The sequence below is a fragment of the Amycolatopsis sp. NPDC004378 genome (genome assembly GCF_053602455.1).
Map to the genome: position 1 here is coordinate 317,924 of NZ_JBSGDR010000003.1, position 15,820 is coordinate 333,743.

16 protein-coding genes are annotated in these 15,820 nt (G+C 71.3%); 9 read left to right on the forward strand and 7 right to left on the reverse strand.

Going from position 1 to position 15,820, the window contains the following annotated elements:
• Positions 1-282: 282 nt before the first annotated feature.
• On the forward strand, positions 283-2,085 hold the full coding sequence (gene arc, locus ACWEN0_RS13095; RefSeq protein WP_451972579.1) for a proteasome ATPase: 1,803 nt from the start codon (positions 283-285) through the stop codon (positions 2,083-2,085).
• Between the two features lie 51 nt (positions 2,086-2,136).
• On the opposite strand, the gene ACWEN0_RS13100 is transcribed toward arc, so the two are convergent.
• From ACWEN0_RS13100 to ACWEN0_RS13110, 3 genes are all read right to left on the reverse strand, one after another.
• Positions 2,137-3,063, reverse strand: a complete 927-nt coding sequence (locus ACWEN0_RS13100; protein WP_451972581.1) for a DMT family transporter — start codon at positions 3,061-3,063, stop codon at positions 2,137-2,139.
• A gap of 95 nt (positions 3,064-3,158) precedes the next feature.
• Positions 3,159-4,046 carry a TIGR03620 family F420-dependent LLM class oxidoreductase gene (locus ACWEN0_RS13105; protein ID WP_451972583.1) on the reverse strand — a complete coding sequence of 296 codons (888 nt, stop codon included), beginning with the start codon at positions 4,044-4,046 and terminating at the stop codon, positions 3,159-3,161.
• 67 nt (positions 4,047-4,113) lie between these two features.
• Positions 4,114-4,446 carry an ArsR/SmtB family transcription factor gene (locus ACWEN0_RS13110; RefSeq protein ID WP_451972585.1) on the reverse strand — a complete coding sequence of 111 codons (333 nt, stop codon included), beginning with the start codon at positions 4,444-4,446 and terminating at the stop codon, positions 4,114-4,116.
• Positions 4,447-4,533: 87 nt separating this feature from the next.
• Between ACWEN0_RS13110 and ACWEN0_RS13115 the strand changes: the two genes are divergently transcribed.
• Genes ACWEN0_RS13115 through ACWEN0_RS13125 form a run of 3 tightly spaced genes read left to right on the forward strand, consistent with a single transcriptional unit; the run spans position 4,534 to position 6,478 of the window.
• Positions 4,534-4,872, forward strand: a complete 339-nt coding sequence (locus ACWEN0_RS13115) for a hypothetical protein (protein ID WP_451972587.1) — start codon at positions 4,534-4,536, stop codon at positions 4,870-4,872.
• Between the two features lie 8 nt (positions 4,873-4,880).
• Positions 4,881-5,810, forward strand: a complete 930-nt coding sequence (locus tag ACWEN0_RS13120) for an aldo/keto reductase (RefSeq protein ID WP_451973306.1) — start codon at positions 4,881-4,883, stop codon at positions 5,808-5,810.
• A gap of 53 nt (positions 5,811-5,863) precedes the next feature.
• Positions 5,864-6,478 carry a hypothetical protein gene (locus ACWEN0_RS13125; protein ID WP_451972589.1) on the forward strand — a complete coding sequence of 205 codons (615 nt, stop codon included), beginning with the start codon at positions 5,864-5,866 and terminating at the stop codon, positions 6,476-6,478.
• Here ACWEN0_RS13125 and ACWEN0_RS13130 read toward each other — a convergent pair.
• Positions 6,469-6,987, reverse strand: coding sequence for an NUDIX hydrolase (locus tag ACWEN0_RS13130; protein WP_451972591.1), 519 nt, complete (start codon positions 6,985-6,987; stop codon positions 6,469-6,471). The genes ACWEN0_RS13125 and ACWEN0_RS13130 overlap by 10 nt on opposite strands.
• A 42-nt stretch (positions 6,988-7,029) precedes the next feature.
• Here ACWEN0_RS13130 and dop point away from each other — a divergent pair, with 42 nt between their 5' ends.
• From dop to prcA, 4 genes are all read left to right on the forward strand, one after another.
• The gene (dop, locus tag ACWEN0_RS13135; protein ID WP_451972593.1) at positions 7,030-8,532 is read left to right on the forward strand and encodes a depupylase/deamidase Dop; all 1,503 of its coding nucleotides are present in this window, start codon (positions 7,030-7,032) and stop codon (positions 8,530-8,532) included.
• A gap of 86 nt (positions 8,533-8,618) precedes the next feature.
• On the forward strand, positions 8,619-8,813 hold the full coding sequence (locus tag ACWEN0_RS13140; protein WP_013226725.1) for a ubiquitin-like protein Pup: 195 nt from the start codon (positions 8,619-8,621) through the stop codon (positions 8,811-8,813).
• Positions 8,814-8,924: 111 nt separating this feature from the next.
• Positions 8,925-9,779, forward strand: coding sequence for a proteasome subunit beta (gene prcB / locus ACWEN0_RS13145; protein ID WP_451972595.1), 855 nt, complete (start codon positions 8,925-8,927; stop codon positions 9,777-9,779).
• A 52-nt stretch (positions 9,780-9,831) separates the two neighbouring features.
• Entirely contained in the window at positions 9,832-10,635 is an 804-nt protein-coding gene (gene prcA / locus ACWEN0_RS13150) for a proteasome subunit alpha (protein ID WP_451972597.1), read from the forward strand.
• Between the two features lie 49 nt (positions 10,636-10,684).
• Here prcA and ACWEN0_RS13155 read toward each other — a convergent pair whose 3' ends face one another.
• From ACWEN0_RS13155 to ACWEN0_RS13165, 3 genes are all read right to left on the reverse strand, one after another.
• On the reverse strand, positions 10,685-11,455 hold the full coding sequence (locus tag ACWEN0_RS13155; RefSeq protein WP_451972599.1) for a class I SAM-dependent methyltransferase: 771 nt from the start codon (positions 11,453-11,455) through the stop codon (positions 10,685-10,687).
• A gap of 31 nt (positions 11,456-11,486) precedes the next feature.
• On the reverse strand, positions 11,487-12,674 hold the full coding sequence (locus ACWEN0_RS13160; RefSeq protein WP_451972601.1) for an alpha/beta hydrolase: 1,188 nt from the start codon (positions 12,672-12,674) through the stop codon (positions 11,487-11,489).
• A 103-nt stretch (positions 12,675-12,777) separates the two neighbouring features.
• Positions 12,778-14,202, reverse strand: a complete 1,425-nt coding sequence (locus ACWEN0_RS13165; RefSeq protein WP_451973308.1) for a phosphatase PAP2 family protein — start codon at positions 14,200-14,202, stop codon at positions 12,778-12,780.
• A 200-nt stretch (positions 14,203-14,402) separates the two neighbouring features.
• Between ACWEN0_RS13165 and pafA the strand changes: the two genes are divergently transcribed.
• A complete protein-coding gene (pafA, locus tag ACWEN0_RS13170) occupies positions 14,403-15,761 on the forward strand; it encodes a Pup--protein ligase (RefSeq protein WP_451972603.1) in 1,359 nt (452 codons plus the stop codon).
• Positions 15,762-15,820: the final 59 nt, after the last annotated feature.

Here is a 15,820-nt window from a genome sequence, read left to right on the forward strand (position 1 = left end):
CCCCCGCCGCGCGGTTAGGGCGGAACTCGTCGGAATCGTCATCTCCCGCAGGGTTGGCGCCTCGCCCGCGCGGGTACTCCCGACGTGCTTGGTTCGTCCCAGCCCGGCCGACCTCGCGACGCGCCCGTGCCAGGGTACCGAAATGGCCGCTTGCGCTGCGGGAATGTCCGTGCTGGACCAGGCGAGGAAACCGCGACGCGCCGATCTTGTGATCCGGAAAGGCCTTTTCTTGTCGGTGATCGCCGGTACCGTGGAATGAAAAGCACTCCGAGGAGGTGCCCGATGCATCATGACCTTCCCGGAGGTCGGCGCGAGGAGGCCGACCCTTCAGCAACATCCGGAGCTGGGACGACGGCGGACGAGCAGGCTCGGCAGATCCGTTTTCTCGAGGAGGAAGTGGCGCTGCTGCGCCGCAAACTGACCGACTCGCCACGGCAGAACCGAGTTCTCGAACAGCGACTCGCCGAGGCCTCGGAAAGGGTGAGCCAGCTCACCGAACGCAACACCAAACTGGTCGAAACCCTGCGTGAGGCGCGAGGACAGCTCCTCGCCCTCCGTGAGGAAGTCGACCGGCTGGCCCAGCCACCGTCCGGGTACGGCGTCTTCGTCGAGGCGTACGAGGACAACACGGTGGACGTCTTCACGGCCGGCCGGAAGATGCGGGTGTCCGTTTCGCCCGCGGTCGAGCTCTCGTCGTTGCGTCGCGGCCAGGCGCTGCGGCTCAACGAGGCGCTCACCGTGGTCGAGGCGGGCGGGTTCGAACGCACCGGCGAGGTGTGCGCGCTCCGTGAGGTGCTCGCCGCCGACGTCGAGGGCGGCAGCCTTCGCGCGCTGGTGGTCGGGCACGCGGACGAAGAGCGGGTGGTCCTGCTCTCCGACCTGCTGGCCGAGCAGCCGCTCAAGCCGGGCGACTCGCTGCTGGTCGACTCCAAGGCCGGTTACGCGTACGAGCGCGTGCCGAAGGCGGAGGTCGAGGACCTGGTGCTGGAGGAGGTGCCGGACGTCCGCTACGAGGACATCGGTGGCCTCACCCGGCAGATCGAGCAGATCCGCGACGCGGTGGAACTGCCGTTCCTGCACGCCGACCTGTACCAGGAGTACCAGCTGCGGCCGCCCAAGGGCGTCCTGCTCTACGGCCCGCCGGGCTGCGGCAAGACGCTCATCGCCAAGGCCGTGGCGAACTCGCTGGCGAAGAAGGTGGCCGAGGCGCGGGGCGACTCGGCGGACGGGAAGTCCTACTTCCTGAACATCAAGGGTCCCGAGCTGCTCAACAAGTTCGTCGGGGAGACCGAGCGGCACATCCGCCTGATCTTCCAGCGGGCGCGGGAGAAGGCCTCCGAAGGCACCCCGGTGATCGTGTTCTTCGACGAGATGGACTCGATCTTCCGGACCCGTGGGTCGGGCGTCTCGTCCGACGTCGAGACCACGATCGTGCCGCAGCTGCTGTCGGAGATCGACGGTGTCGAGGGCCTGGAGAACGTCATCGTCATCGGCGCCTCCAACCGCGAGGACATGATCGACCCGGCGATCCTGCGGCCGGGCCGGCTCGACGTCAAGATCAAGATCGAGCGTCCGGACGCCGAAGGCGCGAAGGACATCTTCTCCAAGTACCTGGCCGAAGGCCTGCCGATCCACGCCGACGACCTCGCCGAGTTCGGCGGCGACGCCAAGGCGACGTTCGACGCGATGATCCAGCACACGGTCGAGCGGATGTACGAGGAGAGCGACGAGAACCGGTTCCTCGAGGTGACCTACGCCAACGGGGACAAGGAAGTCCTGTACTTCCGCGACTTCAACTCGGGCGCGATGATCCAGAACATCGTGGACCGGGCGAAGAAGTCGGCGATCAAGTCGGTGCTGGAGACCAAGCAGCCGGGTCTCCGCGTGCAGCACCTGCTCGACGCGATCGTCGACGAGTTCGCGGAGAACGAGGACCTCCCGAACACCACCAACCCGGACGACTGGGCCCGGATCTCCGGCAAGAAGGGCGAGCGGATCGTCTACATCCGCACGCTCGTCACCGGCAAGAACCAGGACTCGGGGCGGGCGATCGACACCGCCACGAACACCGGTCAGTACCTGTAGGGCTCGCACCCCGGAAGGGCGGTCGCCGCGGCGACCGCCCTTCCGGCGTGTCTAGCGGCGGACGAGCTCCGGTTCGCTCGGGCGGCGCACACGGAGCCGTCCGTGGGCGGCGAGGATGCCGAGCACGATCAGGAGCGCCCCGGCCGGCTGGTTCCAGCTCACCGGTTCGCCGAGCACCAGCACCCCGAGCAGCACCCCGACGACCGGTGTGAGGTAGGTCACCGCGGATGCGTTGGCCGCGCCCCAGGTCGCGATGATGCGGACGTTCCAGACGTACGCGATGCCCGTGCCGAAGACGCCGAGCGCGACCATGCTCGCCACCACCGGCCAGTCCAGGTGGACCGGCGTGGCCGCGATGGCCGGCGCCAGCAGGCCCAGGAGCACGGTCGCCGAGCCGGTTTGACCGAACGCGACGACCACCGGGTCGACACCACGCGGTGAGACGAATCGGCGCATGTAGACGAAGCAGGCGCCGTAACACGTAGTGGCGCCCAGGCAGGCGAGCTGAGCCGTCAGCTGGTGCGAGACGTCGACGCCGTGCCACACCCCGACGATCGTGAGCACACCGAGGAAGCCGAGCGACAGGCCGAGCACCCGCGGCGGCGTGAACCGCTCCTCGGGGAGGGCCGCGGCCGCCAGCAGCATCGTGATGAGCGGCGTGGTCGCGTTGAAGATACTGGCCAAACCGGACGAAATGTACTGCTCGGCCCACGAGAACAACAGGAACGGCGCCACGCACAGCAGCACCGAGACGACCGCCAGATGGCCCCACAGCACGGGATCGCGGGGGAGCGGCCGCCGCCGCGTCAGCAGCACCGCCCCCAGCGCGAACGCCCCCAGCGCGACCCGCGCCAGCGCGATCTCCGCGGGGGAGAGGCCGCTGAGGCCGACCTTGATGAACAGGAAGCTCGCTCCCCAGACCACGGCCAGCAGCGCGAACCGCGCCGTGACCCCGAAACCCGCTGTGCTCGACCGCATGAGCGCAGTCAACGGGCAGTACCGGGACGGAAGCCAGCGGTTTTCGGACCTCTGCCTGTGTATAACGACCTATACCGCACCGCGAGTGGCTCGGCCTACGCGGCGACGGGCAGCAGTGCCTCGGCCAGCCGGCGCCAGTGCGGCAGGGCCGAAGTGCCCGGCTCGACCCCGATGACCTGGATGCCGACGTGGTCGGCGCCCGCGTCGAGGTGGCCGCGCAGCTTGCCGGCGACCGTGTCGAGGTCGCCCCAGTACACGAGGTCGTCGACGAGCCGGTCGCTGCCGTGGCCGCCGTCGATGTCGGCCTCGGTGTAGCCGAGCCGCCGGAACTTCGCGACGTTGTACTGCGACGTCAGGTACGTGTGCAGGTGCCGGCGGGCGGTTTCCCGCGCCCGGGTGGCGTCGGTTTCGAAGAGCACGGCGTGCTCGACGCCGAGGAACGGGCCGGTGCCGAGGATCTCCCGTGCCTGGGCGGTGTGCTCCGGGGTCACGTGGTAGGTGTGCGCGCCGGCCGACCGGTCGCGGGCCAGCGCCAGCATCTTCGGGCCGTACGCCGCGAGCAGCCGTCGCACCGGCGCGCGTGGTTCGGGGTTGACGCCGGTGGTGACGTCCAGGGCGTCGAGGTAGTCGTTCATCGCCTGAAGCGGCTTCGCGCCCGGCTTTCCGGCGCCGAAGCCGAGGCCCAGCAGGTGGCGGTCCGGGTAGGCGTCCGCCAGCAGCAGGGCCGCGCCGCGGGTCCGCTGCGGCTCACGGGACCAGATCTGCGCGATGCCGTTGACGACGGCGAGATGTTCGGTGGCCGACAGCAGGAAGCCGGCGTGCGTCAGGGCTTCCCGCCCTTCGGTCTCCGGGATCCAGACCGCCGGCCAGCCGAGTTCTTCCAGCTCCTGCACGGACTCCCGGATCAGGCTCGCCGGCTGGTCCTCGAAGTCGAACGTCCAGATCCCGTAGCGGCCCAGCCGCATGCCCTCGATCGTACTCATGAATCGAAGTATCGCAGAATTACGATGTGAGTCAACACGCGGGCTCAGCGCCGGGGAGGGGAGTGGTTCAGAGGGAGCGGCCGAGCGCGGCGACGAACTCGGCGATCCGGGCTTCGTCGCGCTTGTAGTGCGTCCACTTGCCGACGCGCGTCGCGAGCACCAGCCCGGCGCGCTGCAACCCGGCCATGTAGGCCGAGACCGTCGACTGCGCGAGACCGGTCTTCTCCTGGATGTGGCTCACGCACACGCCGACCTCCACCGGGTCGGCGATGGCCCGGTCCACGGGGAAGTGCCGCTCGGGCTCCCGCAGCCAGCCGAGGATCTGCAGGCGCTCCGGGTTCGCGAGCGCCTTGAACACTTCGAGGAGCTGCTCGGCCTCGGGCCCGGTGCGCGTCGTCATGGCCTCCCGAGTATAGGTCGATCACATCGAGGCACGCCGATACGTGGTCCCCGGTCTTTCGCGTATAACGACCTATACTTCCCGGCTGTGAGCGAAGAAATCGCCCGGCCGCGCGCGCCGATCACCGAGTCCGACGTCCTGGCCTGGCTGGAGACGACCGCCGCCGCCGTCGAGGCGGGGGAGGTGAGCGCGCAGGAGCTCATCGACCTGCTCGGCGAGTTCCGCCGGGCGTCCGCGGCCTGCGCGGACGCGTCCGACTGGCTGCTGCTCGCCGCCCGCGAAGGCGGCGCCAGCCTCCGCCAGATCGCCCCGGTCTTCGGCAAGGGCTACGTCCGGGCACCGGCCGCGCGCCTGGAGAAGCTCCACCGCCAGGCGCAGAACGCCGGTCAGTGGCTGGCCATCCTCCGGCACAAGCAGACGGCGTGAAGGAACCCATGGACCGCATCGCGCTCGGCCTGGCCGCACTGGGCCGCCCCGCCTACATCAACCTCGGGCGCGAAGGCGCCCTGCCGCCGGTGCGCGACGTCGGATCGATGCGTGCCGCGACCTTCGCGGTCCTGGACGACGCGTACGCGGCGGGCGTCCGGCACGTCGACGTGGCCCGCTCCTACGGGCGCTCGGAGGAGTTCCTGGCCGGCTGGCTCGCCGAGCGCGGGCACGCCGACGTCGAGGTCTCCAGCAAGTGGGGCTACGCCTACGTCGGCGACTGGCGGCTCGACGCCGAGGTGCACGAGGTGAAGGAGCACTCGGCGGCGCGGTTCGCCGCGCAGTGGGCGGAAACCCTGGCGCTGCTGGGGAACCGGGTCGGGCTCTACCAGGTCCATTCGCTCACTGTGGACAGTCCGCTGTTCGCCGACGAGCCGCTGATCGAGGCGCTGGCTGAGCTGTCCGCGAACGGGGTCGCGGTCGGGTTCTCGACGTCCGGGCCGGCCCAGGCGGACGCGATCGAGCGGGCGTTCGCGCTGGAAGTGGCCGGGCAGCCGGTGTTTTCGGCCGTCCAGTCGACGTGGAACGTGCTGGAGCCGTCCGCGGGTCCGGCGCTCGAAGCCGCGCACGCGGCCGGGAAACGGGTGCTGGTCAAGGAAACCCTGGCCAACGGCCGGCTCGTCGTCGAGGCGCCGGCGGTCGTGCTCGCCATCGCGGCGGCGCACGGGGTCGGGGCGGACGCGGTGGCGGTGGCCGCGGTCCTCTCGCGTGGTTGGGCCGACCGGGCGGTCATCGGCCCGGCGAGCCCGGGTCAGCTGGCGGCGAACCTGCGCGCGACCACGCTTTCCCTGAGCACCGAGGAGGAAGCCGCGCTGGCCGGCCTGGCGGAGAATCCGGGGGAGTACTGGCGACACCGGTCCTCCCTCGGGTGGGACTGAGCGGCTGCACTACCCTCGCAGCCACACGAGCGGACGACAGGAGGCCGGAGCAGGTGCGTCATCGGCAGGTGGTCGCCTTGGCCGCGGTCGCGTTGGTCGGCCTCACGGGCTGCGACGGGCCCGACCCGAACAACCTCGAGACGTACTACGACGACCCCGTCCCGACGTCGTCGCCGGTCCCGACCGCCACGGAAGCGCCGGTGAGCCCCGCCGAGGCGGCTCCGGCCAAGCCGCCGGCGCCCGACCCGGGCCTCGTCGCGGAGCAGGCGTTGCTGACGGACGCGGACGTCGCCGAAGAGGGGGTCCAGCCGGGTTCGGGCGAGGCTTCGGGGTGCCTGACGGACACCGTGTCGGCGAGCAGCCGGACCGCGACCTGGCGCTACCCCAGCGGGTCGCTGCTGCGGCACCGGGTCGCGGCGTACCCGGACCAGCCCGCGGCCGACGTCGTCGCGAACGCCGTCTGCACGGGCAGGCCGGTGACCGTGCCGGCCCAGCCGGGTGTCGAGCGGCAGCGGGCGTGGTGCGACGGAAAGACCTGCACGGTGTTGCTGGCCAAGGGAAAGCTCGTGTCGGGGCTGACGGTCTCGGCGAGCACGGAGGCGCGGGCCGTGGACGCGGCGAAGCGCCTGTTGCCGGCGATGACGGCGAAGCTCGCGGCTCAGCCGTAGCGGCGGAACCATTCCTGGACGCCTTCGCGGCCGTCGGGGATGAAGGGCAGTTCGGGCGCGGGGTCGTCGACCCAGGCGCGCAGCTCTTCCAGGGGCAGCCAGCGGCCTTCTACGATCTCTTCGGCCTGGTGGCGGATCGGGCCGTCCCAGCGGACTTCGAAGGCGAAGTTGTGGCAGCGGTTGCGGCCGTCGTCGTACACCTTCGTGAACAGCGGAACGGGTTCCACCCCGTGGACGCCGAGCTCTTCGGCCAGTTCGCGGCGGGCGCAGTCGGCCGGGGTCTCGCCGGCCGCGACCACGCCGCCGGCCCAGCAGTCCCACGTCGAGGGGAACACGTCCTTCACCGCCGTGCGGAGGTGCACGTAGACGGCGCTTCCGTCACCCGAACGGACCAGTACGACGCCGGCGGCGTGCCACAGCGCGTCGGCGCGGACCCGGCCGCGGGTGGCCGTGCCGACCACCGAGCCGGCCTGGTCATAGAGGGCAACGAGTTCGTCACTGCCTGGCATGGGTGCATCGTTCCACTAGGGCGACCCCGTAGGGTGGTGGACATGCGGCGGATCATGGGAACCGAAGTCGAGTACGGCATCTCCGTGCCGGGCGACGCGACGGCGAACCCGGTACTCACCTCCACCCAGGTCGTGCTGGCCTACGCGGCCGCGGCGGACATCCCGCGCGCGCGCCGGGCCCGGTGGGACTACGAAGTGGAGTCCCCGCTGCGGGACGCGCGCGGGTTCGACCTGACCGGCCCCGGCGGGCCGGGCCACGACCCGGACGTCGAGGACCTGGGCGCGGCGAACGTCATCCTGACCAACGGGGCGCGGCTGTACGTCGACCACGCGCACCCGGAGTACTCGGCGCCCGAGGTGACGAACGCGCGCGACGCGGTCATCTGGGACAAGGCGGGCGAGCGGGTGATGGAGGAGGCCGCGCTCAAGGCGGCGTCCGTCCCCGGGCAGCCCCAGCTGCAGCTGTACAAGAACAACGTCGACGGCAAGGGCGCGAGCTACGGCACGCACGAGAACTACCTGATGGCGCGCTCGACGCCGTTCACGGCGGTGATCGCGGGGCTGACGCCGTTCTTCGTCTCGCGGCAGGTCGTGACCGGCTCGGGCCGCGTCGGGATCGGTCAGCAGAGTGAAGAAGCCGGGTTCCAGCTCTCCCAGCGTGCTGACTACATCGAGGTCGAAGTCGGCCTGGAGACGACGCTCAAGCGCGGGATCATCAACACCCGCGACGAGCCGCACGCGGACGCGGACAAGTACCGCCGGCTGCACGTCATCATCGGCGACGCGAACATGTCGGAGTACTCGACGTACCTGAAGGTCGGCACGACGGCGCTGGTGCTGGATCTGATCGAGTCCGGGATCCGGTTCGACGACCTGAAGCTGGACGAGCCGGTGAAGGCGGTCCACCAGATCAGCCACGACCCGACGCTGAAGACGCAGGTGGCGCTGGCGAACGGCAAGAAGTACACCGGGCTGGACCTGCAGTTCGCCTACCACGAGATCGCTTCGCAGAACCTGGAGCGCACCGGCGCCGACCAGGCGTCGAAGGAGGTCCTGCGGGTCTGGGGCGAGGTGCTGGACGCCCTGGCGCGGGACCCGGCGGAGTGCGCGGACCGGCTGGACTGGCCGGCGAAGCTGCGCCTGCTCGAGGGCTACCGCCAGCGGGACAACCTGGCCTGGGGCGCGCCGCGGCTGCGGCTGGTCGACCTGCAGTATTCGGACGTGCGGCTGGCGAAGGGCCTGTACAACCGGCTGGTGACGCGCGGGTCGATGAAGCGGCTGGTCACGGAGGAAGAGGTGCTGGCCGCGGTGACGACGCCGCCGTCGGACACGCGGGCCTACTTCCGCGGCCGGGCGCTGGAGAAGTACGCGACGTCGATCGCGGCGGCGTCGTGGGATTCGGTCATCTTCGACGTCGGCAAGGAGTCGCTGGTGCGGATCCCGACCCTGGAGCCGTTGCGGGGGACGAAGGCGCACGTCGGCAAGCTGCTGGACGAGTCGGCGACGGCCGAGGACCTCGTGGAGGCCCTCACCGGTTCGGACTAGGCGGGACGCACCAGCGATCGCGGCGTGACCCCGAATGTCGGGGCCGCTGGGTAGGCTAGGAAACATCAGCCACACCGGGAGGCGAGATGGCCCAGGAAAAGATCGAAAAGCACGGCGGCGGCGACTCCGACGAAGAGTTCGACGACACCGGCGCGGCGGGTCAGGAGCGGCGCGAAAAGCTCGGCGAGGACGTGGACACGATCCTGGACGAGATCGACGACGTGCTCGAGGAGAACGCCGAGGACTTCGTCCGGGCCTACGTGCAGAAGGGCGGCGAGTAAGCCGCTCGGGCGCCGCGCCCTTGCCGACCGTTCAGCCGGCGGCCGGGGCTCCGCGTGACGGCTGGCCGCACGTGGGGCTTCGGCCCGCACAGATGGGATTTTTGAGCACGTATGGACAACACCAGGGGCATCTCGGGTCCCGCGCTGCCGGCCGCGTACTTCTCGTCGGCGACGTCGTCGTTTTCGGACTTCCTGCGTGAGCAGGCGCCCGAGTTGCTCCCCCGGCGCCCGGTGACGCCGGGCGCCGCGGAGCTGGGCGTGCCGCACGGGACGACGATCGTCGCGTGCACGTTCGCGGGCGGCGTGCTGATCGCGGGCGACCGGCGGGCGACGTCGGGGAACCTGATCGCGAGCCGGGACATCGAGAAGGTGCACGTCACCGACGAGTACTCGGCCGTGGGCATCGCGGGCACGGCCGGCTTGGCCGTGGAGATGGTGCGGCTCTACGCGGTGGAGCTCGCGCACTACGAGAAGATCGAGGGCGTTTCGCTGTCGCTGGACGGCAAGACGAACAAGCTGGCCGGCATGGTCAAGGGCAACCTCGAGATGGCGATGGCCGGGCTGGCGGCGATCCCGTTGTTCGTGGGGTACGACCTGGAGGCCGAGGACGCCAAGCACGCCGGGCGGATCGTGTCGTACGACGCCGCGGGCGGGCGGTACGAGGAGAACGGCGGCTACGCGGGCATCGGTTCGGGTTCGCTGTTCGCGAAATCCGCGCTGAAGAAGCTGCACGACCCGGACGCCGACGTCGAAGGCGCGGTGCGGGTCGCGGTGGAGGCGCTCTACGACGCGGCGGACGACGACACCGCGTCGGGCGGGCCGGACCTCGTGCGGCGGATCTTCCCGAGCGTCGTGACGATCACGGCGGAGCGGGGTGCCGTGCAGCTGTCCGAGTCGGAGACCGCGGCGGTCGCGGAAGCGGTCGTCGCGGGGCGGATCGAGCGCCAGCAGCGCCGGCTCGCCTGACCCGGACCGAACCAGTGAACGTTGGAACACCGGAAGACCTGGAGCGCACACCGTGACGATGCCGTTGTATGCCTCTCCCGAGCAGCTGATGCGGGAGCGTTCCGAGCTGGCGCGCAAGGGCATCGCGCGCGGCCGGAGCGTGGTGGTGCTGAAGTACTCGGGCGGCGTGCTGTTCGTGGCGGAGAACCCGTCGGCGACGCTGCACAAGGTGTCCGAGATCTACGACCGCATCGGGTTCGCCGCGGTCGGGCGCTACAGCGAGTTCGAGAACCTGCGCGTGGCGGGGATCCGGCACGCGGACCTCAAGGGCTACCAGTACGACCGGCGTGACGTGAGCGCGCGGGCGCTGGCGAACGCCTACGCGGCGACGCTGGGCAGCATCTTCACCGAGCAGCTGAAGCCGTTCGAGGTGGAGATCTGCGTGGCGGAGGTCGGCGCGAGCTCGGCGGAGGACCAGCTGTACCGGCTGACCTACGACGGCTCGATCTTCGACGAGCCACAGTACGTGGTGATGGGCGGTCAGACGGACAAGATCTCCTCGAAGCTCAAGGAGACGTTCGAGGACGGCCTGGAACTGCAGGCGGCCCTGGGCGTGGCGATCGAGGCCCTGAAGGCGGCCAGCCAGCCGTCGTCGACGGCGTCTTCGTCGTCGGCGGGCTCGTCCTCGTCGTCGACCGCGGGGACGTCGTCGAACGGCAACGGCGACGCGGACCCGATCAAGCTGGAGGTGGCGGTCCTGGACCGCGACCGCCCGCGGCGCTCGTTCCGCCGCCTGACGGGAACGGCGCTGGACGCGCTGCTGCCGGTGCCGGACCCGCAGGGCGAGGAGCCGGAGAGCAAGCCCGAAGGCAAGTAAGCCTGTTCGGAGACAGGGCGTGGCCGGTGGCCGCGCCCCGTTTCCGCGTTCAGCGGCGGGCGATGGCGAGCAGGTGGGCACTCGCGTGCACGAGGTGCGGGTTCTGTTCGGCGAGCCGGGCGGCCCGCAGGGCGGATGCGGCGAGGCGCGGGAACTCGTCCGGGCCCGCGCTGTCGAGGGCGGGCCATGACGGGCCCTCGACGCCGTACACCGAGGGGTCGGTGAAGCCCGCGCCCGCGACTTCGTCGTGGAGTTCGGCGGCGGTGTGCCAGTGCGTGGGGACGAAACCGGCGTGACCGTCATAGGCCCCGGTCGTGACGACGGCGCGGACGCCGTCTTCGCGCTCGTCGGTGAGCGTTCCGGCGGCGCCGGTCTCCAGCAGCGAGAGGTAGCGGCTGATCCCGGCCGCCGCGAGCAGGCCGCCCGGGCGCAGCACCCGCCGGGCCTCCGCCAGCGCGCGAGCGCGATCGGGCGCGTCGACGAGGTGGTAGAGCGGGCCGAACAGCAGGACGACGTCGTAGGACGCCCCGGCCGCGTCGAGGCCGCGCGCGTCGCCGACCGAGGCCGTCACGCCGGGCAGGGCCGCTGCCTGGGCGACGTGGGCGGGCACGACGTCGACCAGGTGCACCGGATGCCCGTCCGCGGCCAGCCAGGCGGCGTGGACGCCCGTGCCGCCGCCGACGTCGAGGATCCGGGCTCGTCCGGGCAAGAACCGGCGGAGCAGTTCTTGCGTGCGCAGGTATTCGAGCCTGCCGTGCGGGGTGCGGGCGAGCCGGGTGTCTTCGGCGGGGCCGGTGGCGTAGTGCGTCGCGAGGTCCATGATCCAGGGTCTCGGACGCGACAACCGGATTTCAGGAGTTCGCCGGCGAAGCCCGGAAGTTCTGGTCGGCGAACGCCAGCATGTACGGCAGCGTGGCCCGCGCGGTGTGCCACGTGTGGTTGAAGCCGCGCTCGGCGTGGACGACCGCTTCCTGGCCGCGGGCGCGCAGCGCGTCGGCGATCCGGTGAGCCGTCGTGACGTCCGTGGGCGCGCCCGTGCCGACCGCGAGCATCACCGAGATCGGCGCCGGGAAGGTCATCGTGGGCAGGTAGCGGCGCGGGGTGTTGGCCGCGATCGCCGCGCGGTTGCCGTCCAGGACGCCGACCGAGTCGTTGAGGTCGTCGTAGGGGAGGGCGATCAGCAGCGTGCCGAACTCGTCGACGTGGTGCAGGCCGATGTTGAGGGCACCGAAGCCGCCGCCGGACATGCCGCCCAGGGCGCGGTGGCGGCGGTCGGGGATCGTGCGGTAGCGCTGGTCGATCGCCGGGACCACCGTGCGGGCGAGGTAGGTCTCCAGCTGCGGGCCGCCCGGGACGTCGAGGCATTCCCAGTCCGTGCTGGGGACGCCGGCGGTCAGGTCGACGCTGACCACGATCATCGGCTCGATGACGTTCGCCTTCTGCAGGGCCAGGAGCGTGCCGGGCGCGTCGCCGGAGGTCAGCCAGTCGCGGGGGCCGCCGAACGGGTAGCCGTGGATGAGGTAGACGACCGGGTAGCGGCGGGCGGCGTTCGCGTTGTAGCCCGGCGGCAGCACGACGTAGTTGCTGCCGGACGGGACCGCGTGCGCGGGGTCGGGCAGGTTCACGACGTCGACCCGCTGGCCGGCGCTCGGCTGGGAGACGCCGGCCCGGGGTGCGGACGGGGCGTCTTCGCCGTCGTCGAGCATGCGTCCGGCGAGGTTGACCGGGCCGGGGCCGCGCTGGAGGAGCCGCGCGAGGTCGTCGGACGTGCGCACGTACCCGACGTAGCTGTTCAAGGCAGTGACTGCGGCGAGCAGGAGCAGCACGCCGACGGCGGCCGAGCCCCAGCGGCGCACCCGGCGCCGGTGGCCCAGCGCGATCACGGCCGCCAGCACCGCGACGGCCGCCGAAGCGAACGCGAGCCAGATGAGCGGTGATTCGAACGGGCCGATGTCACGGGCGCGGGCCGTGACGTCGCCGGGCAGCACCGGATCACTGGCGGCCCGGTGGATCAAGCTCGCCAGGCCGTGCCCGTCCATGCAGTCCCCGCTCGTCCCCTGGTTGCGGGCAGGGTCGCCCGCAACTCCCTCGCGAAACTATCGAGACGAAGCTGTGGGTTCGTTGAGAGAAGGTAAAGAGTGATTAAGGACGGTAGATGGTCAGGGCGCTGGGGCGGGACCGGAAGCGGAACCGGTTGCCGAGCGGGCCGACCTCGCCGTCCGTGGCGACGCGCCGGTGGCCGTCCTGCAGCTCGACGTCCAGCTCGGGCACGTCCAGCTCCTGGTAGACGTGGCTGGCGGCCAGGGTGCGCGTCAGCATCGCGACGAGGAACCGGGCCCGCGAATAGGGCAGGTCCGCGCGCAGGTAGCGGACGTCGAGCAGGCCGGTGTCGAGCGCGGGCCGGCGGCTGGGCGCGAAGCCCTTCGGGGCGTACGTGCCGTTGCCGACGAACAGCAGCCACACCTGGGTGGGCTTGCCGTTGAGCCGGACGGTCAGCGGCTTGGCGTGCCGCAGCGTCCGCGCCAGCGCGATCGCGGCCGAGGGCCACTTGGGGTGCTTCTCCTGCAGCTTCTCGCGCAGCCGCACCATCTCCGGGTAGCCGCCGAGGCTGGCGGTGTTGACGAACCAGCGGTGGGCGGTGCCGTCGGCCCCGTCGATCCCGACCTCGCCCAGGTCGATCCCGACGGCGTTGCCGACCTCGGTGGCCGCGTCGGCGTCGGGCATCGAGCGGACGCCGACGTCGCGGGCGAAGTGATTGAGGGTGCCGGCCGGGATCAGCGCGAGCGGCAGGTCGCGTTCCGCGGCGACCGACGCGACCGCGGCGACGGTGCCGTCACCACCCGCGACGCCGAGCGCCCGGACCGTGCCGCGGGCGTCGATCTCGGATTCGAGCTGGGTGCGCAGGTCCTGCTCGGGGTCCGGGTAGAGGATCTGGGCCTTGGGCCAGGCGTAGCGGGCTTCCTCGGTCGGGTCCTGGCCGTCCACCCCGGACTTCGGGTTGACCAGCACCAGCATGTCCTCGCCGTCGACCATCTCCGGCGCGTCCGCGTCGTGGGCGGTGCGGGCGGGGACGTCGTCGTGCAGTGGCCACCAGTGCCGCGTCGCCAGGCCCACGCCGACGCCGATGCCCAGGCCGACGCCCACGTCCGAGGGCCAGTGGACTCCCGTGTGGACGCGTGAATAGGCGACGGCCAGCGCCACCGGGGCGACGGCGAGACCGGCGCGCGGCGACTCGAGCGCCACGGCCGTCGCGAAGGCCGCCGCGGAGGCGGAATGGCCGGAGGGGAACGACGACGACGTCGGGCGTTTCCGCAGCCGGCGGTGCTCGGGCACTTCTTCCTCGGCCGGGCGCCGGCGGGGGAAGAGCGGTTTGCCGAGCAGGTTCGCGACGGCGCTGGCCCCGGCGATCGCGACGACCCCGCGCAGGGCGCCGCGGCGGGTGGCGCCCTTGCGCGTGGCCAGCAGCGCCGCGACGGCCCACCAGAGCCGGGACTTGTTGGCCGATCTCGAGAGGGCCATCAGCGCGTCGTCGGCCTTCGTGGCCGGCAGCCGCGCGCTGCGCCGCATCAGGGCGCGATCGGTCCGGCCGACCCGCCGGAAGGCCCGGATGAGCTGGTGTGACAAGAGGTCCGCCTTCCGCGTGCCGTCAAGAGCCGTGCTCCAATCGTGCCTGATTCAGGGTGAATTCACCGTCTGTGGCCTACTGGGCGCGTGTCGACGCCCGAACGGCGCACCGTCGGAGGGGGTGCAGCGCCTACTCTGGTGGGATGCAGCGGCGGATCTTTGGCATCGAGACCGAGTTCGGGGTCACGTGCACCTTCCACGGACAGCGCAGGCTCTCGCCCGACGAGGTGGCGCGGTACCTGTTCCGGCGAGTCGTGTCGTGGGGACGCTCCTCCAACGTGTTCCTGTCGAACGGCTCCCGGCTCTACCTGGACGTCGGCTCGCACCCCGAGTACGCGACGGCCGAGTGCGACGACCTGGTCCAGCTGGTCACGCACGACAAGGCGGGCGAGCGGATCCTCGAGGACCTGCTGGTCGACGCCGAGCGGCGGCTCGCCGACGAGGGCATCGGCGGCGACATCTTCCTGTTCAAGAACAACACCGACTCCGCGGGCAACTCCTACGGCTGCCACGAGAACTACCTGGTGACCCGCGCGGGCGAGTTCTCGAGGATCGCGGACGTCCTGCTGCCGTTCCTGGTGACCCGGCAGCTCATCTGCGGGGCCGGCAAGGTGCTGCAGACGCCGCGCGGCGCGGTCTACTGCCTCTCCCAGCGTGCGGAACACATCTGGGAAGGCGTCTCGAGCGCGACGACCCGCTCGCGGCCGATCATCAACACGCGTGACGAGCCCCACGCCGACGCCGAGCGCTACCGGCGGCTGCACGTCATCGTGGGCGACTCGAACATGGCCGAGCCGACGACCATGCTCAAGGTCGGCACCGCGAACCTGGTGCTCGAGATGATCGAGGCCGGCGTCCAGTTCCGCGACTTCACCCTGGACAACCCGATCCGGGCGATCCGCGAGATCAGCCACGACCTCACCGGCCGCCGTCAGGTGCGGCTGGCCGGCGGGCGCGAGGCGTCGGCGCTGGACATCCAGCGCGAGTACCACGCCCGCGCGGTCCAGCACCTCAAGGACAACGGGACGACCGCGGCGAACGAGCGCGTCGTCGAGCTGTGGGGCCGGGCCCTCGAGGCGGTCGAGCAGCAGGACTTCAGCAAGATCGACACCGAGATCGACTGGGCGATCAAGCACCGGCTGGTCGAGCGCTACCGGCACAAGCACGACCTGGACCTGTCCAGCCCGCGGATCGCGCAGCTCGACCTCGCCTACCACGACATCCGCCGGGGCCGGGGCATCTTCGACCTGCTGCAGCGCAAGGGCCTGGTCCGCCGCGTCACCGACGACGGCGAGATCGAGGCCGCCAAGGACACCCCGCCCCAGACGACCCGGGCGAAGCTGCGCGGCGACTTCATCGCCGCGGCCCAGGCCGCCGGCCGCGACTTCACGGTCGACTGGGTGCACCTGAAGCTGAACGACCAGGCCCAGCGCACGGTCCTGTGCAAGGACCCGTTCCGCTCGGTCGACGAGCGCGTGGAACGCCTGATCAGCTCGCTGTAGCCCGGCTCGCCCGCCCGGTGTTCCCTACGAAAGTCGCCGGGCGGGTGCGGCAGGATCTT

Coding starts and splice junctions, on each gene's coding strand:
- arc (WP_451972579.1), top strand. CDS start 283: ATGCATCATGACCTTCCCGGAGGTCGGCGCGAGGAGGCCGACCCTTCA.
- ACWEN0_RS13100 (WP_451972581.1), bottom strand. CDS start 3,063: ATGCGGTCGAGCACAGCGGGTTTCGGGGTCACGGCGCGGTTCGCGCTG.
- ACWEN0_RS13105 (WP_451972583.1), bottom strand. CDS start 4,046: ATGAGTACGATCGAGGGCATGCGGCTGGGCCGCTACGGGATCTGGACG.
- ACWEN0_RS13110 (WP_451972585.1), bottom strand. CDS start 4,446: ATGACGACGCGCACCGGGCCCGAGGCCGAGCAGCTCCTCGAAGTGTTC.
- ACWEN0_RS13120 (WP_451973306.1), top strand. CDS start 4,881: ATGGACCGCATCGCGCTCGGCCTGGCCGCACTGGGCCGCCCCGCCTAC.
- ACWEN0_RS13130 (WP_451972591.1), bottom strand. CDS start 6,987: ATGCCAGGCAGTGACGAACTCGTTGCCCTCTATGACCAGGCCGGCTCG.
- dop (WP_451972593.1), top strand. CDS start 7,030: ATGCGGCGGATCATGGGAACCGAAGTCGAGTACGGCATCTCCGTGCCG.
- ACWEN0_RS13140 (WP_013226725.1), top strand. CDS start 8,619: ATGGCCCAGGAAAAGATCGAAAAGCACGGCGGCGGCGACTCCGACGAA.
- prcB (WP_451972595.1), top strand. CDS start 8,925: ATGGACAACACCAGGGGCATCTCGGGTCCCGCGCTGCCGGCCGCGTAC.
- ACWEN0_RS13155 (WP_451972599.1), bottom strand. CDS start 11,455: ATGGACCTCGCGACGCACTACGCCACCGGCCCCGCCGAAGACACCCGG.
- ACWEN0_RS13160 (WP_451972601.1), bottom strand. CDS start 12,674: ATGGACGGGCACGGCCTGGCGAGCTTGATCCACCGGGCCGCCAGTGAT.
- ACWEN0_RS13165 (WP_451973308.1), bottom strand. CDS start 14,202: ATGCGGCGCAGCGCGCGGCTGCCGGCCACGAAGGCCGACGACGCGCTG.
- pafA (WP_451972603.1), top strand. CDS start 14,403: ATGCAGCGGCGGATCTTTGGCATCGAGACCGAGTTCGGGGTCACGTGC.